20 protein-coding genes are annotated in these 24,620 nt (G+C 70.6%); 12 read left to right on the forward strand and 8 right to left on the reverse strand.

Features of this window, described 5'->3' with window-relative positions:
- The first annotated feature begins 356 nt into the window (after window positions 1-356).
- Complete coding sequence (locus GWK25_RS03135) at window positions 357-851, forward strand: ATP-binding protein (RefSeq protein WP_215448392.1); 495 nt, start codon at window positions 357-359, stop codon at window positions 849-851.
- Window positions 852-990: 139 nt separating this feature from the next.
- On the opposite strand, the gene GWK25_RS03140 is transcribed toward GWK25_RS03135, so the two are convergent.
- From GWK25_RS03140 to bla, 5 genes are all read right to left on the reverse strand, one after another.
- Window positions 991-1,386 (reverse strand): molybdopterin-binding protein, encoded by a 396-nt coding sequence (locus GWK25_RS03140; RefSeq protein ID WP_215448393.1) that lies wholly within the window; start codon window positions 1,384-1,386, stop codon window positions 991-993.
- A gap of 36 nt (window positions 1,387-1,422) precedes the next feature.
- Entirely contained in the window at window positions 1,423-2,586 is a 1,164-nt protein-coding gene (locus GWK25_RS03145; RefSeq protein WP_215448394.1) for a S8 family serine peptidase, read from the reverse strand.
- Entirely contained in the window at window positions 2,583-3,581 is a 999-nt protein-coding gene (locus GWK25_RS03150) for a hypothetical protein (protein ID WP_251828687.1), read from the reverse strand. The genes GWK25_RS03145 and GWK25_RS03150 overlap by 4 nt, the downstream gene beginning before the upstream one ends.
- A 279-nt stretch (window positions 3,582-3,860) precedes the next feature.
- Complete coding sequence (locus GWK25_RS03155) at window positions 3,861-5,072, reverse strand: pyridoxal phosphate-dependent aminotransferase (RefSeq protein ID WP_251828688.1); 1,212 nt, start codon at window positions 5,070-5,072, stop codon at window positions 3,861-3,863.
- 150 nt (window positions 5,073-5,222) lie between these two features.
- Window positions 5,223-6,128 carry a class A beta-lactamase gene (gene bla, locus GWK25_RS03160; protein ID WP_215448395.1) on the reverse strand — a complete coding sequence of 302 codons (906 nt, stop codon included), beginning with the start codon at window positions 6,126-6,128 and terminating at the stop codon, window positions 5,223-5,225.
- A 285-nt stretch (window positions 6,129-6,413) separates the two neighbouring features.
- On the opposite strand from bla, the gene GWK25_RS03165 reads away from it, so the two are divergent.
- A complete protein-coding gene (locus tag GWK25_RS03165) occupies window positions 6,414-8,564 on the forward strand; it encodes an MMPL family transporter (protein WP_215448396.1) in 2,151 nt (716 codons plus the stop codon).
- 127 nt (window positions 8,565-8,691) lie between these two features.
- Here GWK25_RS03165 and GWK25_RS03170 read toward each other — a convergent pair whose 3' ends face one another.
- The 3 genes from GWK25_RS03170 to GWK25_RS03180 all read right to left on the reverse strand — a co-directional run bounded on the left by GWK25_RS03170 (window position 8,692) and on the right by GWK25_RS03180 (window position 11,425).
- Window positions 8,692-10,143, reverse strand: a complete 1,452-nt coding sequence (locus GWK25_RS03170) for a HAMP domain-containing sensor histidine kinase (RefSeq protein ID WP_215448397.1) — start codon at window positions 10,141-10,143, stop codon at window positions 8,692-8,694.
- A complete protein-coding gene (locus tag GWK25_RS03175; RefSeq protein ID WP_308404468.1) occupies window positions 10,140-10,832 on the reverse strand; it encodes a response regulator transcription factor in 693 nt (230 codons plus the stop codon). Before GWK25_RS03175 ends, GWK25_RS03170 begins: the two co-directional genes overlap by 4 nt.
- A gap of 155 nt (window positions 10,833-10,987) precedes the next feature.
- Window positions 10,988-11,425 (reverse strand): hypothetical protein, encoded by a 438-nt coding sequence (locus tag GWK25_RS03180; RefSeq protein WP_003974483.1) that lies wholly within the window; start codon window positions 11,423-11,425, stop codon window positions 10,988-10,990.
- Window positions 11,426-12,544: 1,119 nt separating this feature from the next.
- On the opposite strand from GWK25_RS03180, the gene GWK25_RS44460 reads away from it, so the two are divergent.
- The 10 genes from GWK25_RS44460 to GWK25_RS03230 all read left to right on the forward strand — a co-directional run bounded on the left by GWK25_RS44460 (window position 12,545) and on the right by GWK25_RS03230 (window position 24,553).
- Window positions 12,545-14,299, forward strand: coding sequence for a recombinase family protein (locus tag GWK25_RS44460; protein ID WP_308404164.1), 1,755 nt, complete (start codon window positions 12,545-12,547; stop codon window positions 14,297-14,299).
- Window positions 14,300-14,804: 505 nt separating this feature from the next.
- Window positions 14,805-16,124 (forward strand): glutamate-1-semialdehyde 2,1-aminomutase, encoded by a 1,320-nt coding sequence (gene hemL, locus GWK25_RS03190; RefSeq protein ID WP_215457170.1) that lies wholly within the window; start codon window positions 14,805-14,807, stop codon window positions 16,122-16,124.
- Window positions 16,121-16,795 carry a histidine phosphatase family protein gene (locus GWK25_RS03195; RefSeq protein WP_215448399.1) on the forward strand — a complete coding sequence of 225 codons (675 nt, stop codon included), beginning with the start codon at window positions 16,121-16,123 and terminating at the stop codon, window positions 16,793-16,795. The genes hemL and GWK25_RS03195 overlap by 4 nt, the downstream gene beginning before the upstream one ends.
- A 164-nt stretch (window positions 16,796-16,959) precedes the next feature.
- Entirely contained in the window at window positions 16,960-18,228 is a 1,269-nt protein-coding gene (locus GWK25_RS03200; RefSeq protein WP_215448400.1) for a hypothetical protein, read from the forward strand.
- 65 nt (window positions 18,229-18,293) lie between these two features.
- Window positions 18,294-18,893: a TlpA disulfide reductase family protein gene (locus tag GWK25_RS03205; protein ID WP_215448401.1), complete on the forward strand. Its 600-nt coding sequence runs from the start codon at window positions 18,294-18,296 to the stop codon at window positions 18,891-18,893.
- A gap of 1 nt (window position 18,894) precedes the next feature.
- Entirely contained in the window at window positions 18,895-19,677 is a 783-nt protein-coding gene (locus GWK25_RS03210; protein WP_215448402.1) for a cytochrome c biogenesis CcdA family protein, read from the forward strand.
- 3 nt (window positions 19,678-19,680) lie between these two features.
- Entirely contained in the window at window positions 19,681-21,567 is a 1,887-nt protein-coding gene (locus tag GWK25_RS03215) for a cytochrome c biogenesis protein ResB (RefSeq protein ID WP_215448403.1), read from the forward strand.
- Window positions 21,564-22,685 (forward strand): c-type cytochrome biogenesis protein CcsB, encoded by a 1,122-nt coding sequence (ccsB, locus tag GWK25_RS03220; protein WP_215448404.1) that lies wholly within the window; start codon window positions 21,564-21,566, stop codon window positions 22,683-22,685. The genes GWK25_RS03215 and ccsB overlap by 4 nt, the downstream gene beginning before the upstream one ends.
- A 105-nt stretch (window positions 22,686-22,790) precedes the next feature.
- Window positions 22,791-23,477, forward strand: a complete 687-nt coding sequence (locus tag GWK25_RS03225) for an RNA polymerase sigma factor (protein WP_308010941.1) — start codon at window positions 22,791-22,793, stop codon at window positions 23,475-23,477.
- Window positions 23,474-24,553 (forward strand): CU044_5270 family protein, encoded by a 1,080-nt coding sequence (locus tag GWK25_RS03230; RefSeq protein WP_215448406.1) that lies wholly within the window; start codon window positions 23,474-23,476, stop codon window positions 24,551-24,553. Before GWK25_RS03225 ends, GWK25_RS03230 begins: the two co-directional genes overlap by 4 nt.
- Window positions 24,554-24,620: the final 67 nt, after the last annotated feature.

Genomic DNA, 24,620 nt, shown 5'->3' on the forward strand with positions numbered 1-24,620 from the left:
GCGCCCCTCGGAGGAACGCCGCCCGCCCCCTGCGGGCACCCTCCCGCCCATCATCACACGCCCCTCCGGCCGGCTCGCGAACCACTCAGGGTGAGGGTCGGGCCGGGGCTCCCGGGCCTAGGGCGACGCGCTTTCGTAGTACTTCCACCGACCCCATTGCGGCGGCGTGAACGGGCCGACTACGGTCATTCCTGCGCTCACGGAGAGTGCTCGAAAGATTACTCATCTGTGGCGCAGGGTTACTTACTTGTGTCGCCAGTCGTCAGCGCACCCCGGGCCGTCGACACCCGAGGAGGAGCCAGAGACGCGGTAGGGAGGCGAGCAATCCCTTCTCGTCGCAATGGAGTTGATCACCCGTGACCGAAACCGCCCGTAGTCATCGCGCCCCGTTCCCCAGTGCCACCCCCTGGCTCTCGCCCGCGGCGACCACCTACACCCTGTTCTGTCCGTCCCTCGACACCTCCCCGCTCATCGCCCGCGACTTCGTCGCCACCGTCCTGCGCGCCCTCGGCCTCGACACCCTCGTCGACACGGCCGCCCTGTGCACGTCCGAGCTGGTCACGAACGCCTGTGTGCACGCCAAGGGTGGAGGATCGGTTCTCTGGGTGTCGGTGGAGACCTGGCGTGTGCGCGTGATCGTCTTCGACGGGGACGAGAGTCCGCCGGTCATGCGGGAGTTGACGCCGGGCGGCTGGGAGGAGGGCGGACGCGGGCTCTACCTCGTGGACGCCCTCACCGAAGGGCACTGGGGCACCGCCGCCGCGCTCCCGGACGGCGGCAACCTCGTCCACCCCGACGGCAAGGCGGTCTGGTTCGACCTGGCGGCACCGAGAGCGTCCCTGGCCAGATGAGCGCCCGCACGGGCCCACATCCGTTTGTGACCGGTCCCGTTCGCGTATTCCATGCCGGCCGCGGGATCCGGCAGTCTGCCCCCGCTATGAACCCGGCCCTCCCGAGTGATGGCCGCCCCTCCGTGACGGTGGGCGGCGCTCACGTCCGGTCGATGTGGACGTTCGTGGACTTCACCCGGGCCGTGGCCTCCATGCCGACCTCCAGGCCCAGTTCCTCCACGGCCTCCCGGGTGAGCAGGGAGACCAGGCGGTGCGGACCCGCCTGGATCTCGACCTGGGCCGCCACGTCACCGAGCTTCACGGCGGTGACGATGCCGGAGAAGGCGTTGCGCGCCGACGTGTACGGGACCTCGGCCTCGTCGGCCGCGTCCCGGGCCAGGCGGACGGAGAAGGCCGCGAGGTCCTTCCCGTCGATGAGCCGACGCCCGCTCTCGTCGCGTCGCGTTGCCACCCGGCCCGCGTCCGCCCAGCGCCGCGCGGTGTCGGGGCTGACCCCGAGCAGCCGCGCGGCCTGCCCGATCGTGTAGGACTGCATGGGCGCCAAGATACGGGCCGGCGCGGGCACGCCGCCTCAGCGCGCCCCGGCGCCGCCCGCCACCGGTGTCGTACGCCGTCGGCCCGCCCGGCCGACGAACACCGCCACCACGACCAGCAGCAGCCCGACCGCCGCCGCGCCGCCCCCGATCGTCACCAGCTCCGAGTCCAGCTCGGGGTGCTTGGTCTTCGACGTGCCGTCCGGGGTGCCGAGGTGCTCCTCGCCCTTGTACGCCACCGGCGCCGTGCGGTCCTCAGGCGGCTTCCCCGCGGCCTCGACGGCGGCGGGCGCGTCGACGATGCCGTACCCGTCCAGCGGGCTGTGCCCCTGGGCGGCGTGCCCGGCGGTCGTGGTCAGGATCGTCCTGACCTGGGCCGGGGTCAGCTTGTCGTTGCGGGAGAGCATCAGGGCGACGACACCGGAGGCGAGCGCCGTGGCGGGCGAGGTGCCGTCGATCGTCGCGTAGCCGCCGCCGTTGCTCGCGCTCATGATGTCCACGCCGGGTGCCGCGACCGCGTTGTACGTCCGCACGGTGGAGAACGCGGCCCGGGTGCCGTCCTGCTGGAGCGCGGCGACCGCGATCACACCCGGGTAACCCGCCGGGTACTGGGCGTCGTTGAAGAGGTCGCCGTTGTTGCCCGCCGAGGCGAGGACCGGCACGCCCGCCAGGGCCGCGCGGCCCAGGGCGTCGGTCTCGTCCTCGTCGTAGCTGTTGCCGAGCATCTGGTCGCCGATCGACATGGAGATCACGTCGGCGCCGTGCTCGATCGCGTAGTCGATCCCCTGTGCGATGGGGTTGCCGCCCTTGGTGTACCCCGGCTCGCCGCTCCCGTCGGTCACCCGCAGGGAGAGGATCTTCGCCTTCGGGGCGACCTTGAGGACGTCCGAGGCCATCGCCGTGCCGTGCCGGCCCTCGTTGTCCGCCTCCTCGGAGTCGGAGCCCTCCCCGAGGTAGTCGGGGCCCGTGGTCACCTTCCCCTTCAGCGCGGGATGGTCGGCGTCCACGCCGGTGTCGAGGACCGCGACGGTGACGCCCTCGCCCTGGGCGACCTGCTGTGCCGCGCCCAGCTTCAGCGCCTGGTACTCCCAGGACCGAGGGGTCGCCTCGGCCGCGCTCGCCGTGCCCGTGGTCGCCGTGGCGAGCAGCAGCGCCGCCGTGGACGCGAGGACTCCGGTCCGCCGTAGGGTCGTGCCGCTCATGAGGTCTCCAGCAACAGGTCACCGAGGTGGTAGCTGACGTCTTCGCACAGGGCCTTCGCCGCGCCCCGCCACGGGGCGCGGTCGTCGCCCGCGTCCCAGTTGTGGCTGCCGTACTCGCCCGGCAGACGGCCCGCCTCGCGGCCGTCGACCGCGCCGGTGGAGGCCACGACGACATACGGCAACGACGATTCCGGAACGGCGACCCCCGCCCCGCCGTTGCTGCGCGCGTCGCTCCACTTCGCCGCGATGGTGCCGGGCACGGTGAACGCCTTCACCCCGACCTCGGGGTCGAGCTTGTCCTCGTCCTTCTCGAAGAACGCGGTCATCTCCGCCTTCGCGGACTCCCCGGCCGGCAGCACGATCAGCGCGACCGTGCCGACGGTGTTCCCCGTGGGGTCCACGTACGTGGCGCGCAGCACCGCCTCGCAGTCGAGCTTCGCGACGGCGGCCGAGGTGACCTTGTTCAGGCCCTTCGTGCAGTCGGTTTCCTCGGATATGCCGATCCGGTGCCAGGTGGCCCGCGAGCCGTCCGGCTTCGTGGTCGTCGCGCTCACCCGGGGGGCCAGGGCCTCGGGGAAGAGCTGGTCCGCCGGCTCGTTGCGCCACATGGTCGGGCCGTAGCCGTCGCGGTTGGGAATGTCCTGGGCGGCGTTCGAGTACGCGTGCCCGACCAGGAGGCCGCCGCCGAGCATACCGAGCAGCCCGAAGAACCCGAGGGCGCCGGCGAGACACCCACGGGCCGCGCCGCCCTTGGCCGGGGGAGGGGCCGGGGCCGGGGCCGGGGCGGGGTGGGGCGGTGTGTGACCTGGATACTGCGGCGCCTGGCCCGGCTGGGGTGCCTGCGCGGGGGCCTGCTGGGGCCAGGCCGCCTGCTGGGGCGGTTGACCGTACGGTTGGGCCGGTTGTCCGTGCTGCCCGTGCTGCCCGTAGGGGTTGGGCGGTTGTCCATGGCCTGCGGCAGGGCCGGGCCGCTGGGGCGGTGTCGGATAGGACATGGCCCCTCTCCTCGTCGTCGGTGTCATCGGAAGGACGCGCGACGCACGGGGGAACGGGCGGCGCCGACGCCGCGACGCGGAGCGAACACGGCAACACATGGCGAACACGCCGACGTTGCACCCGCACATGCCCCCGTACATGCGAACGCCGATCATATAGAGCCACGGTGACGGGTAGTCGACCGCCGTCGACAATGGCGTCGGCCCCACCGGGATGCCGACCCCGGCCGCCCCCGATTAACCCCGCGACCGGCCTACCCCAGTGCCAGGGGCCGTGCCTCAGCGCAGCGTCGTCATGAACTTCCCCAACCGGGCGATCCCCTCCCGCAGTTCGTCCGTCGAGGCCGCGTAGGAGAGGCGGACATGGGTGTCGGCGGTGTGCGTGCCGAAGTCCCGGCCGGGCGTCAGGGCCACGTGCGCCTCCCGCAGGGCCCGCTCGCAGAACTCCCAGGAGGTCAGGCCGGTCCCGCTGACGTCGAAGTACACGTAGAACGCCCCGTCGGGCGGCACCGGGACCGGCAGCCCGATCCGCGCCAGCCCGTCCAGGACCAGCGCGCGCCGCTCGCCGAACTCCACCCGGCGCGCCTCGCACACCGTGAGCGACTCGGGGGTGAAACAGGCGAGGGCCGCGTGCTGGGCCGGGGCGGAGGCGCAGAGGAAGTAGTTCTGCGCCAGCCGCTCCAGGGCCGGTACGAGGGACTCCGGGACGACGCACCAGCCGAGCCGCCAGCCGGTCATCCCGAAGTACTTCGAGAAGCTGTTGATCACGACGGCTCCGGGGTCGTACGACAGCGCGCTGCGCGGCGGCCGGCCCCGCTCGTCGTGGTCGCCGAGGTCGAGGTAGATCTCGTCGACCAGACGCCACGCGTCCCGCTCACGGGCCAGCTCGCACAGCGCGGCGAGCTCGCCGGCCGGGACGGAGGTGCCGGTCGGGTTGGACGGGGTGGCGACCATGAGCCCGCGCGTACGGTCCGTCCAGTGCGCCCGCACCGCCGCCGTGTCCAGCTGGAACCGGCTCGCGGCGGTGGTGGGCACCAGCGTGACGTCGGCGCCGAAGCTCTCCACGATCTGCCGGTTGCACGGGTAGGACGGGTCGCCGATGAGCACCTCGTCACCGGGGTCGACGAGCGCGGCGGTGGCCAGCACGAGCGCGGCCGAGGCGCCGGCCGTGACGACGACCCGGCCCGGGTCGACCTCGACGCCGTGCCGGTCGCCGTAGAAGCCGGCGATGGCCTCCCGCAGGGCGGGCAGTCCGAGCGCCGCCGTGTACGTCATCGGCCGCCCGTCCATGACCTCCCGCATCGCCTCCACGACGGCCGGGGGTGCGCCGAAGTCCGGTTCCCCGAGGCTGAGTTTGACGACGTCATGGCCCTGGGCGGTCAGCGCGGCGGCCTGCTTGGCGAACTCCATGGCATAGAAGGGAGCGACGGCCCGGGCCCGCCGCGAGACACGCATGCCGCTGTCGCCGTTCACGTCGTTCACATTGCTCATGCCGCTCATGCTGCGGCCTGGAGGGGGCCGGAGGCCAGCGGCGACCGGGGTGCGGACAGGCGGGTGGAGCGGGGCCGGGGCGAGGGGGGATCACCGCTGGTTCGCCCCTACCCCCGGGCCTTCCTCGCCTCCAGCCCGTTCCCCGTGCCGTCAGGCCGTGAGTGCCCCCGCCACCAGGCCCGCCGCCCTCGCCACCAGTGGGTTGTCCGTGGGGCCCGCCGGGTCGAGTTTCGTCGACAGGACGGACAGGACGAGGGGCGGGCGGCCGGGGGGCCAGACGACGCCGACGTCGTTCGCGACCCCGTACGCCGCCCCGCCGCCTGTCTTGTCCGCGAGCGTCCAGTCGGCGGGCAGGCCGGCCCGGAACCGCTGGACGTTCGTCGAGTTGGCGATCAGCCAGTCGGTCAGCAGTTCCCGGTCCGCGTCCGGCAGGGCCCGGCCGAGGAGGAGCCGCGCGTACGTCCCGCCGATCGCCCGAGGCGTGGTGGTGTCCGTCGTCCGCCACGGTTCCGCCGTGTTCAACTCCGGCTCCCAGCGGTCGAGCCGGGTCGTCCGGTCGCCCAGCGAGCGGCAGAAGCGGGTGATCGCGCTCGGCCCGCCCAGCTCGCGCAGCAGCAGGTTCCCCGCCCCGTTGTCGCTGTGCGAGACCGTCGCGGAACACAGCTCCCCGACCGTCATACCGGCCTCGACGTTCGCTGCCGTGCCCGTGATCGGGCTGTAGCCCGCCGCCTCGACGTACTCCTTCGTGTAGTGGATCCGCCGGGCGAGGTACTCGCCGTCACGGTCGAGGTCCCGTAACACCGCCCCGGCGGCGAGCGTCTTGAACACCGAGCAGAGGGGGAACCGTTCGTCCGCGCGGTACGCCACCGAGCGCCCGGTCGCCGTGTCATGGGCGTAGACCCCGAGCCGCGCGGAGTACTCCCGCTCCAGCTTCGCCAGCTGCCGGGAGAGCCCCGCACCGGCACCGCCCGAGGCGTGGGCCGTCCCTGCTCCGAGCGTGCCGAGCGCGCCGACGGCACCCAGCCCCGCCACTCCACCGAGCCCGAGGCCGAGCACCCTTCGACGGTGGGGCGGGGGGAGAGGGAGGGGACGGGGGTGCCTTCTCGTGGTCGCCAAGATCGTCTCCGTATCGGTCGTCGTCGTGATCTCTGATTCCTGATCTCTGTCCGACCCGAAGGACGTCTCTGCCGTCACAGCGGTTTCCCGGCATCCCCGGCAGACGAGGCTCCCGCACACGGTTCGGCCAACCGGCCTGAGCACCGCATTAACGGTCGTCTCAGGTTCGCTCCGTAGGAACTAGGCATCCAGATAAGCGATGCAACCCTATGGAGGAGGCCAGTGATGGCAGTCGACGCAGCGCCGTCCGGGCAAGCGCCGGCCGGTCGGTTGGCAGGCCGGTGGGTGCCGTGGTTGGTGATCGGGCTGTGGCTGGTGCTGGCGGCGGGCATGGTGCCGCTGAGCGGAAAGCTGAGCTCGGTCACCACCGACAGCGCCGTGGACACCCTGCCGGCCAGTGCCGAGTCCACCAAGGTGGCGGTGCTGGAAGACAGTCTCCCCGACGGTGACGACAACACGTTCGTCTTCGTGTACCACCGCGCCGGCGGCATGACCGACGCCGACCGCGCGACGGTCGAGCGCCACTACGACACCCTTGCCGAGCGGTACCCGCCGAAGGCGACGGCGGCGGCCGGCGAGGACGACGAGGGCTCACCGACGAGCCCCTCCACCAACGGCGAGGCGATGATGTTCACCCTCCAGGTGAGCACCGCCTACGGCGCACCGGAGGACATCGTCGGCCCCTTACGTGACGCCGCGAAGGACCGCCCCTCCGGCCTGGAACTCGACGTGACCGGGCCGGGTGCGATCGACGGCGACATGGACGCCGTCTTCGACGGCATCGACGTGCAGGTCCTCCTCACCACCATCGTCGTCGTCACGCTCCTGCTCATCCTCACCTACCGCAGCCCGGTGTTGTGGATCATCCCGCTGGTGGCCGTCGGCGCGGCCGCACTGACCTCGATGGGAACCGTCTACCTGCTCGTCAAAGGCTTCGGCATCGTGGTCAACGACCAGAACTCGGCGCTGCTGACGATCCTGGTGTTCGGCGTCGGCACGGACTACGCGCTGCTGCTCATCGCTCGATACCGGGAGGCACTGCACCACCATGAGAACGTCCGGGTCGCGATGGTCCACGCGCTGCGCGGCGCGGCGCCGGCCATCGTCGCGTCCGCCGCCACCGTGGTCGCCGGCCTGCTCTGCCTGCTCGTCGCGGACCTGAACAGCACCAGCGGGCTGGGCCCGATCGGTGCGGCCGGCATCCTGTGCGCGCTGGTGGCCATGCTGACGCTGTTCCCGGCGGTGCTCGTGGTGCTCGGCCGGCGGATCTTCTGGCCGGTCGTCCCGCGGTTCAGCACGGCCGTGGAGGAGAAGCCGGGGCTGTGGGGACGGCTCGGCACCGCCATCAGCCGCCGCCGGTGGGTGGCGACGCTCGGCTCGCTCGGAGTCCTCGGCGTCCTCGCCATCGGGCTGGCGGGCAACACCGGCGCCCTGCGGGAGCAGGACCAGTTCCTGTCCGCGCCGGAGTCGGTCACCGGCTTCACCGTTCTGCGCGAGCACTTCCCGGAGCTCGGCGGCCAGCCGATGACGGTCTTCACGCGCCCGGCGCACCAGGAGCGGGTGCTCGACGTCGTCAAGGACACTCGCGGTGTGGCCCTGGCCGTCCCGGAGCAGACCAGCGGTGGCTGGGCCAACATCTCCGTGTTCCCGAAGGACGCGCCGGACACCGTCGCGGAGTACGACACGATTCTGCGGGTGCGCACCGCCGTGCACGCGGTGAGCGGGGCGGAGGCGATCGTCGGCGGGCCGAGTGCGGAGAACCTCGACACCGAGGTGACCACCAGCCGCGACGAGAAGCTGGTGATCCCGTTGGTGCTCGCGGTCGTCCTGATCGTCCTCGGGCTGCTGCTGCGCGCGATCCTGGCCCCGCTGGTCCTGATGGCCACCGTGATCGTCTCGTTCGCCGCGGCCTTCGGCGGCAGCGTGTTCGTCTTCGACACGATCCTCGGGTTCAAGGGTGTCGACCACTCGGTGCCGCTGCTGGCATTCCTGTTCCTGGTGGCGCTCGGCGTCGACTACAACATCTTCCTGGCCAGCCGGGCCCGGGAGGAGACGGTGCGTCTCGGCACCCGAGAGGGCATGCTCAAAGCCCTCTCGGCCACCGGTGGCGTCATCACCTCGGCAGGCCTGGTCCTGGCGGCCACGTTCGCGGTCCTCGTCACACTTCCGCTGGTGATGCTGATCGAGGTCGGGTTCCTGGTGGCCTTCGGCGTGCTGCTGGACGCCCTGCTGGTGCGGTCGGTCCTGGTGCCCGCCCTCACCTTGCTGATCGGCCGGCGGATGTGGTGGCCGAGCCGGCTGGCCCGGCCGGCGGCGGAGCTGCCGGACGGTCAACAGCCGCTCGCCGCTGACGAGGAGCCCGCGCTGCAACGGTGAGCGCGGCGACACGGACGAGATCCGGGGCGGGCCCAGGCCCGTCCCGGACCCCTTTTCTTCCTGGGTCCGACGGCCGCCGCCCCTTGGTCCTGCCGTCCCGTGTCCTGCGCCGCGCCGCCGGGGCGGGTCAGGACGCCGCGGTGTCATCCCCGGCGGTGAACCGGGCGATCGGGGCGGGCGGGGCCGCGGCCGGAAGGTCGACCCGAAGCAGCGCGCCGCCGCGTGCGGAGCGGGCGACGGTGGCCCGGCCGCCGTGGGCGTCGACGACCCGCTGCACGATCGACAGCCCCAGACCGGATCCCGGCAACGCGCGGGCGCTGTCGGCACGGTAGAACCGGTCGAACACCCGCGGTACGTCGGCGGCGTCGATGCCCGGCCCGGCGTCGTCGACCTCGAGCACCGCCGACGCGCCCTCGGCACGGAGCCGGACCTGGACCGGCTGATCCGCGGGGGACCACTTGCCGGCGTTGTCGATGAGGTTGAGCACCGCCCGCTGGAGCGCGGCGGGACGCCCGCTCACCCACACGGACGTCACGTCTAGCGCGACCTCGATGTCGGGCACGCGGGAACGTGCCCGGGTCGCGGCGGCCACCACCACGTCACCGAGGTCGAGCAGCTCGGTGTTCTCGTCGCTGACGTCACCACGCGCCAGGTCGGTCAGCTCGGCGGCAAGGGTGCTCAACTCGGCCACCTGGGCGCCGAGATCACTGAGCAGCCGGGTCCGGCTCTCCGCCGGCAGCGCGCTGTCCAGGGTGCCGCGTCGATCGAGCCGGATCAGCAGTTCGACGTTGAGACGCAGACTGGTGAGCGGGGTCTTGAGCTCGTGGGCGGCGTCCTCGGCGAGCAGTCGCTGGGCCCGCCGGGAGTCCCGGAGTGCGGCGAGCATGTCGTTGATCGACTGGATCAGCCGCCGGATCTCCCCACCGCCCTCGTCCGGGATGTCGGCGTCGAGATCCCGGGTGTGCGCGACACGTACCGCGGCGGCGGTCAGCCGGTCGATCGGTGCCAGCCCGGTCCGCGCCACGGTCCGCCCGACGAGGGTGCCGCCGACCACGCAGAGCAGCCCGATCAGCAGCATGCCGAACCCGAACTGGTTGATCGGGCTGTCGTCGGCGACCTGGGCCACCTGGACCGCGCCGTCGCCCGCCCGCAGTGTGTAGACGAGGTAGCCCTCCTCGTCGCTGTCGTTCGACTCCATCAGGTCGGCCGACGCGCCCTGCGCCACGCGCCCGGCGTGCTCGCTGACGGGGGGCAGCACGGGTTGGCCGGCCGGCGTCCGGGTCGAGCCGTCGGGCAGGACGACCCGCACCAGCCGACCGGATCCGGGATACGGCGGTAACCGGACCTGCGCCAGCCCGGCGCGCTGCGCGTTCGTCGCCACGACGCGGGCGTCGGCCCGCAGCTGGTTCGCGACGGTGTCCCGCAGCTCCCGGTCCATCAGCTCGCTGGCCACCTGGAAGGCCACGAACACGCTGACCGCGATGGCCGTCGCCGCGATCACCGTCAGCCTGGTCCGCAGGGACCGCCGGCGCCACCATCGGGTCGGCCCGTGCGGTTCCCGGCCGGCGGGCCTGCTCACGGAGGAGTCTCCCGCAGCACGTAACCCAGGCCGCGCAGCGTGTAGATCAATCGAGGCTCACCCTCTGCCTCCGTCTTGCGGCGCAGGTAGCTCACGTACACCTGGAGGTTGTTGGCGGTGGCGCTCATGTCGAAGCCCCAGATCGCCTCGAACAGCGCGTCGCGGGTCAGGACCCGGGTCGCGTTGCTCATGAGGACCTGCAGGAGGGAGAACTCGGTCCGGGTCAGACGCAGCGGCCGCCCGCCCCGCCACGCCTCGAACCTGTCGGGATCGAGCCGGACGTCGGCGAACGACAGGATCTGCGACTCCTCGTCGGTCGGCGTGCGCCGGCGCAGCAGGGCCCGCACCCGGGCCAGTAACTCCTCGGTGGCGAACGGCTTGGGCAGGTAGTCGTCGGCGCCCGCGTCCAGTCCCGTGACCCGGTCGGAGACCTGGTCACGGGCGGTCAGCATCAGCACCGGCAGATCCCGACCCGAGGCCCGCAACCGTCGGCAGGTCTCCAACCCGCCGAGGCGGGGCATCATCACGTCGAGGATCAGCAGATCCAGCGTGTCGCCGTCAGCCCCACCGACCTCGTCGAGCACGGCGAGACCGTTGGCGACGGTGCTGGTGTCGTAACCCTCGACCTGGAGCACCCGCTCCAGCGAATCCCGGATGGCCGCTTCATCATCCGCGATCATGATCCGCACGCCGGCCCGCCCCTCCCCGTCGATGTTTTTGCCGCTCATCGTCCCCGGCCAACCTGAGGCCGGCATTAGAGCGTTGCTGGGTATCGCGCTCGTACGGATACCCAAGAAAAAGGGCGAGGCCCGAAGACCCCGCCCGACTCCTACAAAACCCCAGCTCAGGGCCACACGAGGCAATAAGGCTGATGCCCAGCCTCATGCAGCCGATGCGAGAAGTCCTGCCACTCGTGGAGCAGTTGGTAGACGTTGAACGCGTCACGCGGCCCGCCGCGGTCCGGGACCGTCGACCAGATGAACGCGGCCGCGCCCACCGCCTCCTCGCCGATGCCGCGCAGCGGGTCGACGACGGTCATGGGGAGCTTCACGACCGCGTAGTCGGGGTGCAGGACGACCAGTTCGAGCGGGGGCACCTTGTGGAGGGGGACGCCCTCGATGCCGGTCAGCACCATCGCGGCCATCGTCTCCGGCTTGATCTTGGTGAACATGCCGTTCATGCCGAGTTCGTCGCCGCCGAGTTCCTCGGGGCGCATCGAGATCGGGACGCGGGCCGCGGTCGCGCCGTCGGGCGCGCCGAAGTATTTGTAGGTCACCCCCACCCGACCACCATTCCCGCTCCCCGCCCGGAGCCGGCCCACCACATGGTCCAGGCCGTCCACCCGGTCCGTGCGGTCCGCGCTCTCGATGCGGTCCGTACGGTCCTTGCGGTCCGCGCGGCTCCTGCGTTCCGCACGCGTCCTGCGATCCACCAGGTCAGGCCGGTCCATCCGGTCCGTCTGATCCATTCCGTCCACACGATTGACACGATCCACATGATCGGCGCGATCCATACGGTCCATACCGTCCATACGGCTGCGCCGCCCGATCCGCTCAGTGCCACCGCCCTGGATCCGGTCGGAAGCGCCCTCGGCGCGGCCGAGTCCGCCCGTGGACCGGTCTGGTCCCTGCGCGGAGCGGTCGGATCCACCCTCGGCCCGGTCGGAACCGGTCGGAATTCCACCCGTGCCGGTCTGCCCGGTGCCGGTCTGGGAACGGTCGGCCTCGCCCTGCGCACCGCGTCGGCGACGCGAGCGGGGCGGAGTCGGCGGAGTCTCCTGCCGCTGGTCCTGCGAACCGCGTGTGTCGCGTGCGTCACGCGCGGCGTGCGGATCGAGTGAGTCGTGTGTGCCGTGTGCACCCTGCGGACCGTACACGCCCGGCTGCCCCTGCGGTGCGTACGGGGGCTGTGACCCCGGTGACCCCGCGGGCGGCGGCGGTACCGAGGGAAGGGGCGGCACGGGCGGCGTCGGCGGTCCCACCGGCCGGGCCGGCGGACCGCTCTGCGGCCCTGGCGACGACGACTGCGGACCCGGCCCGGCAGCCCCGCTCACCTCGCCCGGCGCACTCCGGTCGGTCGACCCGCCCCGCTCCTGCCGTGTCTCCGCGGCCTCCTCCGCCTCGCGCCGGTGCCTGCCCCGCCGGGCACGACGAGGACCGAGGTCACCGGTCCCCTCGCCCAGTCCGCCACCGCGATGCATATCTCCACCCGAACGCATTTCTGGGCCGCGTGACCCCCGCCGCGCAACCCGATCATCGTGTCAGTGACCTCCCCCGCGACCGCTCGCCGAAACGTGCGCGCAAACACCAGTCGGCAGGATCTTCGGAGCCTCTGACACCATGGCCTGTGTGAGCTATCCGTACGAAGCCCCAGCTTCATGTAATTAGGGTACCTTGATTCCGTGAGCCCAACTGCAACGGCGGGGGCCTGGGCCCCGGAGCACGTCGCAACCGTGCTCCGGGTAGCGGCAGGATATACCCGCCAGTCGAAAGCCAAAGCGGACAAGTCGGAAGCAAGTCCGCAAACTCAAGACGAGGCGGCCAGGAAAAAAGCACAAGAACGAGGCTGCTCCTTCAAAGGGAATTACCGGGATATTGGCGTGTCGGGATACGATCCGAACGCCAAGCGTAAAGCGTTCGAGCGGCTGCTCAATGACTGCCGTGACGGACTTGTTCACGAGATCATCGTCTTCAATGTGACGCGGTTCTCCCGCCGGGAGCCGAAGGACGCAATTCCAATCGTCCTGGAACTGTTCAGTCTCGGCGTCACCATCACGTCGGTGTCGGAGGGCTCGTTCTCGCCGGACAACACCATGGAACTGATCATGCTGATCATGCGTCTGGACGCGTCCCATTCGGACAGCAGGATGAAAAGCCAGGCCATTCGTGGCGTGAAGCAAGGGGCGAAGGCGCTCGGTGGATGGACTGGAGGCGCGGTTCCGTACGGCCTTGAGTCCTATCCAGAAGTCGTGGTGCAGGAGATCGACGGGAAGCTCGTGCCTGTCACTATTCGCCGTCTGCGCCCCGCAGCCGTGCAGGAAGACGGGACTGATCAGGCTGGCACATACATGAAGATGGTTGACCGGATCTTCGAGTTCAAGGACAAGCCATGGACGGGAAAGAAGAACGCTCACCCGGCTTCGGTAGGGTCCATCGTGGCATGGCTGAATTCCGAGCGAATCCCCGCACAGAACGGCGGTGCGTGGCGTGAGCGAGCGGTGAAACGGCTTCTGACGGATCCCCGAATGGCGGGAATGGCGGCTGAGCCTGTCTACGCGGTGGACAAGGGCGGAAACCCAACTCGGAACGTCAAGGAGTACCGCATCCTTCGGGGCGAGGGCGAAGAGCCGATCTCGGTGGGGGAGGGGCTGATCTCGCCCGCGAAGTTCTTCGAGCTTCAGGACTGGCTCGCCGGGCGCGGTAGGGGCAGCAAAGGCGGCACGCCCCGTAAGTACCTCCTTACGGGCATGAACCGTTTCTACTGTGAGTGCGGCCGACCAAAGACCGGTTCTCGCGACGTCTACAAGTGCAGTCGGCCGGCGGGAATGGTGGAGGAAGGGACGCACGAGGGCGGATCCACGATCCAACAGAAGGACATGGACGCGTACGTCGGTGCCCGCATCATGGCCGTCATCAGCAACGCCCACGAGGATGACCCGGAGACGACGGACACCATCGTCGAAGCGATGTCCAGGCTTGCCCGGATGACGGAGAACCCGCGGGCGCGAAGCGAGCGTGCGTCACTGCTCGGCGAGCGCGCGCAGATCGTGCGGTCTGTCGAGCAGCTCTACAGCGACTTGAGGATCGGCGTCTATGACGGCGAGATCGGGCGCCGTCAGTTCCTGGCCGACAAGCAGTCGCTCGAAGCCCGTCTGGCCGCAATCGACGAGAAGATCAAGGAAGTGGGCACTCCCGATCTTCCGCCGCTTCCCATCGAGCAGTGGACCGCGTCGGAGGACGGTGACCCGGTCGGGCCGACGTCGTGGTGGGGGAAGGCGTCCGTCGAGGACCGGCGCATGTTGGTTGAACTCTTCGTCGACCGGATCACCGTCCGCAAGGCTGAGTCGCGTGGAGGCTTCGCGCCTGTCTGCAAGATCGAGGACCGCGTCACGGTGCAAATGGCGTCGTCGCGCGCGAACGAGGGCGTGGCCGTGTAGTCCTTCTGCCTACTGAGAGAGCCCCCGTCGGACATCCGGCGGGGCTCTCGTCATGTCTGCGACGGTGTACTCCGCGGGTCGGCTGGAGGCCGCTCCGGTAGCTTCGCCCCTGGCGGCGGCGGCAGTAGTGGGCCACAAAGCGCCGGAGGACCTCTGAGCGGTCTGTGTCGTCGGGCACTGCGTCCCCGAACGCCCCAGTCAAGGCCGGCCGTCACATGTGGACGCTGTGGCGCAGAGCTGCCACAGAAGCCGGGAGCGGGGCGAGTGGGCCGATTCTGCGGCCGTGAACACGGCAAGGCCTACCGACGTCGCCTACGTGCGCCTGTACCGCATCCCCCTCCTCTCAACCCCCGCCGCAGGGGAAGGGCGGAGGCGAGAGCCCTCTGTCCCACGTCGTCGACCTGGGGTGGGCGGGGTTTTCGCATGCCCGTGGCTCGCCAGAGCTGGGCGACACTGGCCTACCCTGGTGACGTCAGCCGTCCGCCTCGATGAGAAACCGCAGGTCATGCCCGAACTGCCCTATAGCTATGAAGCCCCGCTTTCGCAGACTCTTTTCGAGCGCGCGGCGGCCGTCACGCCCGGCGGCGTGAACTCTCCCGTGCGCGCCTTCCGCGCCGTGGGCGGTACGCCCCGGTTCATGGTGTCCGGTACCGGTCCCTATCTCACCGACGCCGACGGCCGCGAGTACGTAGATCTTGTGTGCTCATGGGGTCCGATGATCCTCGGGCACTCCCGGCCCGAGGTCGTCGCCGCCGTCCAGGAGGCCGTCGCGCGCGGCACCTCCTTCGGGACGCCCGGCGAGGGCGAGGTCGCGCTGGCCGAGGAGATGGTCGACCGGGTCGGGCCGTTGGAGCAGGTGCGGCTGGTGTCCAGCGGGACCGAGGCCACCATGTCGGCGATCCGGCTCGCCCGCGGTTTCACCGGCCGCGCCAAGGTGGTGAAGTTCGCCGGGTGTTACCACGGTCACGTCGACTCGCTGCTCGCCGCCGCCGGGTCCGGCCTCGCCACCTTCGCGCTCCCCGACACCCCGGGCGTCACCGGCGCCCAGGCCGGCGACACGATCGTGCTGCCCTACAACGACCTCGACGCCGTGCGCGCCGCCTTCGCCGCCCACCCCGGCGAGATCGCCTGTGTGATCACCGAGGCGTCCCCGGGCAACATGGGCGTCGTCCCGCCGCTGCCGGGCTTCAACCAGGGCCTCAAGGACGCCTGCGCGGAGCACGGCGCCCTCTACATCTCCGACGAGGTGATGACCGGCTTCCGGACCAGCCGGGCCGGGTGGTTCGGCATCGACGGGGTCGTCCCGGACCTGATGACCTTCGGCAAGGTGATGGGCGGCGGCTTCCCCGCCGCGGCCTTCGGGGGGCGCGCCGACGTGATGGCCCGCCTCGCGCCCGCCGGGCCCGTCTACCAGGCCGGCACGCTCTCCGGGAACCCGGTCGCGACGGCCGCCGGGCTCGCGCAGCTGCGGCTGCTGGACGAGGCGGCGTACGACGTCGTCGACGCCGTGTCCCGGCAGATCCAGGGGCTCGTCACGGACGCGCTCAGCAAGGAGGGCGTCGCGCACACGCTGCAGAACGCCTCCAACATGTTCTCCGTGTTCTTCACGGAGACGCCTGTGCGGAACTACGAGGAGGCCAGGGCGCAGGAGTCGTACCGCTTCAACGCCTTCTTCCACTCGATGCTGGCGCAGGGCGTCTACTTGCCGCCGTCGTCGTTCGAGTCGTGGTTCGTCTCGACCGCGCACGACGAGCGTGCGGTTCAGCGGATCGCCGACGCTCTTCCGGCGGCGGCGCGGGCAGCAGCGGAGGCTTCGGCAGCATGAGTGACATCACGGTCGTCCACCTGATGCGGCACGGCGAGGTCGCCAACCCGGAGGGGATCCTCTACGGGCGTCTGGGCGGGTACCACCTCTCCGACCTCGGGCGGCGCATGGCCGACCGGGTCGCCGAGCACCTGGCGCCCCGGGACGTCACGCACGTCGTCGCCTCCCCGCTGGAGCGGGCGCAGGAGACGGCGACGCCGATCGCCAAGGCGCACGGGCTCGACCTCGCCACCGACGGGCGGCTCATCGAGGCGGACAACGTCTTCCAGGGCAAGACCTTCGGGGTCGGCGACGGCGCGCTGAAGCGGCCGGAGAACTGGAAGCACCTGGTCAACCCGTTCAAGCCGTCGTGGGGCGAGCCGTACGTCGACCAGGTCGTGCGGATGATGGGGGCGCTCGACGCGGCGAAGGACGCGGCGCGCGGGCACGAGGCCGTGCTGGTCTCGCACCAGCTGCCGATCTGGATCGTGCGGTCGTACGTCGAGAAGCGGCGGCTGTGGCACGATCCGCGCCGGCGGCAGTGCACGCTCGCGTCGCTGACCACGTTCACGTACCAGGGCGACAGGATCGTTTCCGTGGGGTACAGCGAGCCGGCGCGGGATCTGGTGCCGCCGCATCTGCTGGCGGGCGCAAAGCCGGTAAAGGGCAAGGACAAAGCCTTTGGTGCATAAGGTGGTTGGGGAACTGCGGGTCCGACGTGGCTTGACGCGCAGTTCCCCGTGTCCCCGAGGAATCTGAGTTTCCCGGAGATCAAGAGGAACCGTCGCGTCCTTTCGGCCCTCTCAGACGGTGTGCTTCACGCGAACTGGTGCGTGAACTGACCAAGGGGGACCAAATGCGCGAGATTTCGCGAAGGGGGATGCTCGGTGTCGGCGCGGGAGCGGTCGCCGGACTGGGACTGACCGGATGCGGTACGGGGTTCGGGGGCAAGCCGACCGAGGCCGGCGGGGCCGGTGACGGCGGCAAGGGCCCGGGGAAGAAGAAGCCGGGGAAGACGGCGAAGCCGCTGGGTGACGGGTCGACCTCGTACACCGGCAAGCAGCCGAACCAGCCGGGGAAGCCGCGGCCGCTGGCGCCCGGCGAGACGCCGCCGCAGTTCGTGGTGTTCTCCTGGGACGGGGCCGGAGACGTCGGTAACGGGCTTTTCGAGCGGTTCCTGAAAGCCGGGCGGGACCACGACGCCCATATGACGTTCTTCCTCTCCGGGATCTATCTCCTGCCGGAATCGAAGAAGCGCGTGTACCTTCCGCCGAACAACGCGCCCGGCGCCTCCGACATCGGTTATCTGACGGACGATCACATCAAGTCGACGCTGGGACACCTGCGTACGGCGTGGCTCGACGGGCACGAGATAGGCACCCATTTCAACGGCCATTTCTGCGGCGGCAACGGCTCGGTCGGCAACTGGACGCCGAAGCAGTGGCGCAGCGAGATCGAGCAGGCGAAGTCCTTCGTCAAGGAGTGGCGGACCAACAGCGGCTGGACGGACGTCGAGCCCCTGCCGTTCGACTACGACAAGGAGCTGGTCGGCGGCCGGACGCCGTGTCTGCTGGGGCAGGAGAACCTGCTGCCCACCGCGCGCGAGCTGGGCTGGCGCTACGACTCCTCCTCGCCCGGCGGCCTCCAGGTCTGGCCGAAGAAGAAGCAGGGCCTGTGGGACCTGCCCCTGCAGTCCGTGCCGTTCCCCGGGCGGAGCTTCGAGGTGCTCTCCATGGACTACAACATCATGTACAACCAGTCCCAGAACTCCACTCAGGCCCCACCCGCCAACTACCCGGCCTACCGCACCCAGGCCACTGGCGCGTACGTCGCCGGGTTCCAGCGGGCGTACGAGACGAACCGGGCGCCGCTGTTCATAGGGAACCACTTCGAGGAGTGGAACGGCGGGGTGTACATGGACGCCGTCGAGGAGGCCCTCAAGCACATCGCGCGGGCCAAGGAGAAGGCCAAGGACGGCGAGATACGGATCGTGTCCTTCCGGCAGTTCGTGGACTGGATGGACGCGCAGACCCCGGACGTGCTCGCCAAGCTCCAGACCCTCGGCGTGGGCCAGCGGCCGACCGGTGGGTGGAAGGAGTTCCTGGGAGCCGGATCGGCCGCCTGACCTGCGGAGAAGGGGGCCTTCGACCCCGCCGTAAGCCCCCGAAACGGGCATGCGAAACTTTTCACATGAGTGTCCGTACGAGCCGCAGCCGTGCCGCTTTGCTCTCAGCCGGGGCCGCCGCCCTGGCGCTGACGCTGTCCGCCTGCGCGGGCGGGGGCATCGAGGGCGGTGGCGGTCAGACCGGCTTCATCACCGGCTCCGACGGGATCGCCACGGTGGAGAAGGGGGACCGGGACACCGCGCCCGACCTCTCCGGGAAGACCATCGACGGCAAGCAGCTCGACCTCTCCGCCTACCAGGGCAAGATCATCGTTTTGAACGTGTGGGGCTCCTGGTGTGCGCCCTGCCGCGCCGAGGCCCCCAACCTGGCCAAGGTCTCCGAGGACCTCGCGGACCAGGGGGTGCAGTTCGTCGGCATCAACACCCGCGACACCAGCACCCGGCCCGCGATCGCCTTCGAGAAGCAGTACGAGGTCGAGTACCCGAGCCTGTACGACCCCACGGGCAAGCTGCTGCTGCGCTTCGAGAAGGGCTCGCTCAACCCGCAGCTGATCCCCTCCACCCTGGTCATCGACCGGGACGGAAAGCTCGCGGCGCGCACCCAGCAGGCGCTGAGCGAGGAGAAGCTGCGCAAGATGCTCGACCCGATCCTCGCGGAGAAGTGACGTGACGGTATCGGGAACGGCCGCGCTCACCACGACCGCCGCCGAGCTGAACGAGACCGTCTTCAACGGGGCCCTGCTGCTGGCCCTGCCGATCGCGGTCCTCGGCGGACTCGTCTCCTTCTTCTCCCCCTGTGTCCTGCCGCTGGTGCCCGGCTATCTGTCGTACGTCACCGGAGTCGGCGGCACCGACCTGGTCGACGCCCGCCGCGGCCGGATGGTGGCCGGAGCCGGGCTGTTCGTGCTCGGGTTCACCTTCGTGTTCGTCTCCGGCGGCGCGCTCTTCGGCTACTTCGGCCGGACCCTGCTGGAGCACCAGGACATCCTCACCAAGGTGCTCGGCGTGCTCATGATCGCCATGGGCCTGTTCTTCATGGGGCTGATGCCCTGGTTCACGCAGCGCGAGTTCCGCTTCCACACCAAGCCGGCCACCGGGCTCGTGGGCGCCCCGATACTGGGCGCGCTCTTCGGCATCGGCTGGGTGCCCTGCATCGGCCCGACCCTCACCTCGGTCAACGCGCTCGCCCTCGAACAGGCCAGCGCCGGGCGGGGAGCGCTGCTGATGGTGGCGTACTGTCTGGGGCTGGGCCTGCCCTTCGTGCTCGCCGCGGTGGCCTTCCGCAAGGCGCTCGGCGCCTTCGCCTGGGTCAAGCGGCACTACGCGTGGGTGCTGCGCATCGGCGGCGGCATGATGATCACGATCGGACTGCTCATGCTGACCGGCGCCTGGGACCGCATCATTCAGGAGATGCAGGTCTGGTCCTCCGGCTTCACCCCTGGGATCTGAGCCATGACGACGACCGACTCCGGCAACCGCGAGAACACCGCCCGTCGCGGTGGCGGAGCCCCCGAAGACAACGACCTCGGTGCCGCCGGCTCGCAGCTGTCCACCGCTCCGCAGGAGGACGCGCCGAACCTGCCCGCGCTGGGGGCGATCGGGTGGGCCCGCTGGTTCTGGCGGCAGCTGACCTCGATGCGGGTCGCGCTGATCCTGCTGTTCATGCTGTCGCTCGCGGCGATCCCCGGCTCGCTGATCCCGCAGTCGGGACAGGACGAGACCCGGGTCGCCGACTTCATGGAGCGGCACGACACCCTGGGGCCGATCTACGAGAAGCTCGGGCTGTTCCACGTCTACAGCTCGGTGTGGTTCTCGGCGATCTACATCCTGCTGTTCATCTCTCTCATCGGCTGCATCGTGCCCCGCACCTGGCAGTTCGTGGGCCAGCTGCGCGGCCGCCCCCCGGGTGCGCCCAGGCGGCTGACCCGGCTGCCCGCCTACGCCACCTGGCGCACCGAGGCGACGCCCGAGCAGGTGCGCGAGGCCGCGCTGAAGGCGCTGCAGAAGCGCCGGTTCCGCGCACACCTCGCCGGGGACGCGGTCGCCGCCGAGAAGGGCTATCTGCGGGAGGCGGGCAACCTCGCCTTCCACATCGCCCTGATCGTGATGCTCGTCGCCTTCGCCTGGGGCCAGCTCTACCGCTCCGAGGGCAACAAGCTGATCGTCGAGGGCGACGGCTTCTCCAACGTCCTCACCCAGTACGACGACTTCAAGTCCGGCAGCCTCTTCACCGCCGAGGACCTCAACCCCTTCAGCTTCGACCTCAAGAACTTCCGGGGCACCTACGAGGTGAGCGGGCCGAACAAGGGCACCCCCCGGATCTACGAGGCGTACATCGACTACGCGGTCGGCGCGGACGGCAAGGAGAAGTCGACCAAGATCGAGGTCAACAAGCCGCTGGAGATCGGCGACTCCAAGGTCTACCTGGTCAGCCACGGATACGCCCCCGTGATCACCGTGCGGGACGGCAAGGGCAAGGTCGTCTTCAGCGACGCCGCGCCGCTGTTGCCGCTGGACTCCAACGTGACCTCCTCCGGCGCGATCAAGGTCATGGACGGCTACACCAATGCCCAGGGCAAGCGGGAACAGCTCGGCTTCCAGGCGTTCTTCCTGCCGTCGTACGGCGGCAAGAACACGGCCGTGGTCTCCCAGTTCCCCGCGCTGCTGAACCCCGTGCTCAACCTGGAGCCCTACCACGGTGACCTCGGGGTCGACTCGGGTGTGCCGCAGAGCGTGTACCGCCTGGAGAAGCGGAAGCTGAAGGCGTACGAGGACGACAAGGGCGCGCAGGTGCGGGAGAACCTGAAGCCCGGCGAGACCATGACGCTGCCCGGGGGGAACGGCACGGTCACCTTCGACGGGGTGAAGGAGTGGGCCGGCTTCCAGGTCACCCAGCAGCCCGGCAGCGGGTGGGCCCTCGCCGGAGCGATCACCGCCATCCTGGGGCTCGCCGCGTCCCTCTTCGTGCAGCGCCGCCGGGTGTGGGTGCGGGCGGTGACCGGGGCCGACGGGGTCACGGTCGTGGAGATGGCGGGGCTCGGGCGCAGTGAGTCGGCGAAGGTGCCGGAGGAGCTGGGTGACTTGGCCGCAGTGGTGCATGACGAGGCTCCTACTGTCGCTGAGCGTGGTTCCGATGGTGAGCCGTCCGTTGCCGCCGAGGCCGACGGCGGTGACGCTGACCGGCGCTCGCCGGGTGCCGCCGCGCCCACCCTCCCCCACTCTCGACTTCGCTCGAGCGGGGGGACCCCCATCGCCCCAGCGGCACGATTGCCCGCAGACAGCGCGGGCCCTGACACCCCCCAACCCCCAGCCGTACCGTCCGAAGGGGCAGAGCAGTGATTCTCGCCGCCGCCACCAACGAAAACCTCGCGAGCATCAGCAACACGCTGATCTACTCCGCGATGGCCGTGTACACCCTGGCCTTCTTCGCCTACATCGCCGAGTGGCTCTTCGGGAGCCGGAGCAAGGTGGGCCGTACGGCCGCCGCGCTGACCGCCGGGGGCGGTGCCGCCGCCAAGAAGGCGGACGCGCCCGCGGTGACGGTGAAGTCGGCCGGCGGGACCTCCGTGCTGGAGCGGCCGAAGGTGGTCGTGCGGGCCGCCACCGGCTCCCGGGACGTGCCGGACGGGCCCGGTGCCCACGGCGGGGACGAGCAGGGCGACCTCTACGGCCGTATCGCCGTGTCCCTCACCGTGGTCGCGTTCCTCGTCGAGTTCGGCGGGGTGCTCGCGCGGGCGCTCTCGGTGCAGCGGGCGCCGTGGGGCAACATGTACGAGTTCAACATCACCTTCTCCACCGTGGCCGTCGGCGTGTACCTCTCGCTGCTCGCGCTGAGGAAGAACGTCCGCTGGCTCGGGCTGCCGCTCATCACGACCGTCCTCCTCGATCTCGGTCTCGCCGTCACTGTCTTGTACACCGCCAGCGACCAGTTGGTTCCCGCCCTGCACTCGTACTGGCTGTACATCCACGTCTCGACGGCGATCTTCTGCGGCGCCGTGTTCTACGTCGGCGCGGTCGGCACGATCCTGTACCTGTTCAAGGACTCCTACGAGAGCAAGCTCGCGAGCGGCGGCCGGCCGGGCCGGTTCGCGAGCTCGGTCATGGAGCGGCTGCCCGCCTCGGCCTCGCTCGACAAGTTCTCGTACCGCGTCAACGCCGCCGTCTTCCCGCTGTGGACGTTCACGATCATCGCGGGCGCCATCTGGGCGGGCGACGCGTGGGGCCGCTACTGGGGCTGGGACCCCAAGGAGACCTGGTCGTTCATCACCTGGGTGTTCTACGCCGCCTATCTGCATGCCCGCGCCACGGCCGGCTGGAAGGGCCGCAAGGCCGCGTACATCGCGCTCGCCGCGTTCGTCTGCTGGCTGTGGAACTACTACGGCGTGAACATCCTCGTCTCCGGCAAGCACTCCTACGCGGATGTGAGCCTGGCCGTACTGCGGTCCGTCGGAGTCTGACGGTCCCGACTCCCGCCTCCCGTACAACCTCCGTACGCCGAAGGCCGGTTCCCTTGTGACATGGGTCACGGGAACTGGCCTTCGCTGTATGGACAGAGGAAGGACGTGGAGACGAATAACGGGGACACGGGGGACCGGCGCGTGTTGCGCGCGCGGATCAGGGACGGGGACACGGCGGCGTTCGGGGAGGTCTTCGACGCGTACGCGCGGTCCGTCTACAACCATGCCTTCCGGCTGACGGGGGACTGGTCGACGGCCGAGGACGTCGTGTCGCTGACCTTCCTGGAGGCGTGGCGGCTACGGGGACGGCTGGACGCGGAGGGCGGTTCACCGCGCCCCTGGCTGCTCGGCATCGCCACCAACGTGGCCCGCAACACCCGGCGGGCCGGCCGGCGCCATGCCGCCGCCGTCGCGCGGTTGCCGAGGCCCGAGTCCGTGCGGGACTTCGCCGACGAGGTCGTCGGCAACCTCGACGACCAGGCGTACCTGCGGGCCGTGCGCACGGCGGTGGACCGGCTGCGGCGGCCCGAGCGCGAGGTGCTCGCGCTGTGCGCGTGGGGTGGCCTCGACTACGCGGCCGCGGCGGAGGCGCTCGGCATCCCCGTCGGCACCGTGCGCTCCCGCCTCTCCCGCGCGCGGGCCAAGCTCGCCGCGCAGTTGGAAGCCGGGGAGGAGCGAGCCGACAAGCTGAGGGCCGAGGAGCGGGGTGCCCGGGAACCCGGTGCCCGTCGCGGACAGACAAGAGGCGGCCACACCTCCGTGGCCGGGCCCATCCAGGAGGGGAACCCGTGAACGACAACCCGTCCCCCCGGGACGAGCCGGCCGGTGCCGGCGTCCCGGCCGCCGTCGAGCGGGACCTTCCTCCGGGCCGTCACCGTGTCCTCAGGGAGCAGCTGATGCGTGAGATCGAGAACAGCGGCGAGACCCCGGTCGTACGGCCGCTCTGGCGGCGGCCCGCCTTCGTGGGGCCCGCCGTGGCCGCCGCGTTGACCGCCGCGATCGTGGTGGGCGCCGCGGTGACCCAGCAGGTGGCCGTGCCGCTGACGACCCATGCGGACGGCTCCGGCGACCGGCGTGCGGGCGAGGCGACGCGCAGCGACCGGAGCGCGGCCGAACTGCTGGAGCGGGTCGCGGAGGCGGCCGGGAAGCGGAGCTCCCCCAGGGTGAGGGACGACCAGTTCGTCTACACCGAACGGGACGACTACCACTGGAAGATGGATTCCGAGAAGAACGACATGCCCTGCCCCATGACCCTGGAGGCGTACCCCTACGGCGTGCGCGAGTTCTGGTCGTCGGTGGACGGGGAGCACACCGGGCTGTACCGGGGGCGTGGGGTGGACGGCGAGGTGGAGGAGTGGCCCGTTCCCAGGCAGCCCGCCGAGAAAGGCGTCAACTTCTTCCGGGAGGTCGAGGACGAACTGCCGGCCGACGCCGACGGTATGTACCGCTACCTCTACGGATTGAAGGGAGACGAGCGGGCGTCCGGCGCGAAGTCGGCCGACCGGAAGGCCTTCGAGAAGGCGTCCACGCTGCTCGCCGAGCAGTTGCTGCCGCCGAAGACCGAGGCCGCGCTGTACCGGGCCGTCGCGCGGATCCCGGGACTGACCGTGTACGAGGGGTCCGTCGACGCGGCGGGCCGTACGGGGGTCTCCGTCGGCCTTGACGGCGACTGGCCCGAAGACCGGGGCCACGGGCCCACCCGGCACGAACTCCTCTTCGACACGCGGACGTTGGCCTTCCTCGCCGCGGACACCGTCAAGCTCGACCCTCCGGCCGATTCCTGCGACACCCTCGAAGCGGGTGACCTCGTCTCGTCGGTGGCGATCCTGGAACGCGCGGTGGTCGACCGGGTCAGCGAACGACCCTAGCGGGAACCGTGATCGGCGGCGTGGCGCCGGGAAAACCGGTGGAGCCGCGCCGCCGTACGCCGTTACC

Source organism: Streptomyces sp. ATCC 21386 (assembly GCF_018728545.1).
In the GTDB taxonomy this organism is placed as follows: Bacteria; Actinomycetota; Actinomycetes; order Streptomycetales; family Streptomycetaceae; genus Streptomyces.

What these genes read in the sequence shown, in the direction of transcription:
- GWK25_RS03150 (WP_251828687.1), bottom strand. Translation starts at nt 3,581, where the DNA reads ATGTCCTATCCGACACCGCCCCAGCGGCCCGGCCCTGCCGCAGGCCAT.
- GWK25_RS03140 (WP_215448393.1), bottom strand. Translation starts at nt 1,386, where the DNA reads ATGCAGTCCTACACGATCGGGCAGGCCGCGCGGCTGCTCGGGGTCAGC.
- GWK25_RS03145 (WP_215448394.1), bottom strand. Translation starts at nt 2,586, where the DNA reads ATGAGCGGCACGACCCTACGGCGGACCGGAGTCCTCGCGTCCACGGCG.
- GWK25_RS03195 (WP_215448399.1), top strand. Translation starts at nt 16,121, where the DNA reads ATGAGTGACATCACGGTCGTCCACCTGATGCGGCACGGCGAGGTCGCC.
- GWK25_RS03200 (WP_215448400.1), top strand. Translation starts at nt 16,960, where the DNA reads ATGCGCGAGATTTCGCGAAGGGGGATGCTCGGTGTCGGCGCGGGAGCG.
- hemL (WP_215457170.1), top strand. Translation starts at nt 14,805, where the DNA reads ATGCCCGAACTGCCCTATAGCTATGAAGCCCCGCTTTCGCAGACTCTT.
- GWK25_RS03155 (WP_251828688.1), bottom strand. Translation starts at nt 5,072, where the DNA reads ATGAGCAATGTGAACGACGTGAACGGCGACAGCGGCATGCGTGTCTCG.
- GWK25_RS03165 (WP_215448396.1), top strand. Translation starts at nt 6,414, where the DNA reads ATGGCAGTCGACGCAGCGCCGTCCGGGCAAGCGCCGGCCGGTCGGTTG.
- GWK25_RS03215 (WP_215448403.1), top strand. Translation starts at nt 19,681, where the DNA reads ATGACGACGACCGACTCCGGCAACCGCGAGAACACCGCCCGTCGCGGT.
- GWK25_RS03205 (WP_215448401.1), top strand. Translation starts at nt 18,294, where the DNA reads ATGAGTGTCCGTACGAGCCGCAGCCGTGCCGCTTTGCTCTCAGCCGGG.